We start from the raw sequence: 1,173 nt of genomic DNA on the forward strand, positions 1-1,173 counted from the left end.
AAGGTGCTCATCGCCAACCGTGGCGAAATCGCTGTCCGCGTTGCCCGGGCCTGCCGGGACGCCGGTATCGCGAGCGTCGCCGTCTACGCCGACCCGGACCGGGACGCTCTGCATGTCCGCGCCGCGGATGAGGCGTTCGCCCTGGGCGGTGACACACCGGCCACCAGCTACCTGGACATCGACAAGGTCCTGAACGCCGCGCGTGAATCCGGCGCGGACGCCATCCATCCCGGCTACGGCTTCCTGTCCGAGAACGCCGACTTCGCCCAGGCCGTTCTCGACGCCGGACTGATCTGGATCGGCCCGCCCCCGCAGGCCATCCGCGACCTCGGCGACAAGGTCGCCGCCCGCCACATCGCCCAGCGCGCCGGCGCGCCGCTGGTCGCCGGCACCCCCGACCCCGTCTCCGGCGCGGAGGAGGTCGTCGCCTTCGCCAAGGAGCACGGCCTGCCCATCGCGATCAAGGCCGCCTTCGGCGGCGGCGGCCGCGGCCTGAAGGTCGCCCGCACCCTCGAAGAGGTCCCCGAGCTCTACGACTCCGCCGTGCGCGAGGCCGTCGCCGCGTTCGGGCGTGGTGAGTGCTTCGTCGAGCGCTACCTCGACAAGCCCCGCCACGTCGAGACCCAGTGCCTGGCCGACACCCACGGCAACGTGGTGGTCGTCTCCACCCGCGACTGCTCGCTGCAGCGCCGCCACCAGAAGCTGGTCGAGGAGGCCCCGGCACCCTTCCTGTCCGAGGCACAGGTCGCCGAGCTCTACGCGTCCTCCAAGGCCATCCTCAAGGAGGCCGGCTACGTCGGCGCCGGCACCGTGGAGTTCCTCGTCGGCATGGACGGCACGATCTCCTTCCTGGAGGTCAACACCCGCCTGCAGGTCGAGCACCCGGTCACCGAGGAAGTCGCCGGCATCGACCTGGTACGCGAGATGTTCCGCATCGCCGACGGCGAGGAACTCGGCTACGGCGACCCCGAGCTGCGCGGCCACTCCTTCGAGTTCCGCATCAACGGCGAGGACCCCGGCCGGGGCTTCCTGCCCGCCCCCGGCACCGTCACCGCCTTCGACCCGCCCACCGGCCCCGGCGTCCGCCTGGACGCCGGCGTCGAGTCCGGCTCCGTCATCGGCCCCGCCTGGGACTCCCTGCTCGCCAAACTCATCGTCACCGGCGCCACCCGC

Annotated in this window: 1 protein-coding gene; it reads left to right on the forward strand. The window is 72.2% G+C overall.

The genetic code is table 11. The features are described 5' to 3' along the window. A partial coding sequence (locus ABT232_RS38390; RefSeq protein WP_351849445.1) for an acetyl-CoA carboxylase biotin carboxylase subunit occupies positions 1–1,173 on the forward strand: 1,173 nt, incomplete at both ends.

The organism is Streptomyces sp. NPDC001532 (assembly GCF_040298625.1).
Lineage (GTDB): Bacteria > Actinomycetota > Actinomycetes > Streptomycetales > Streptomycetaceae > Streptomyces.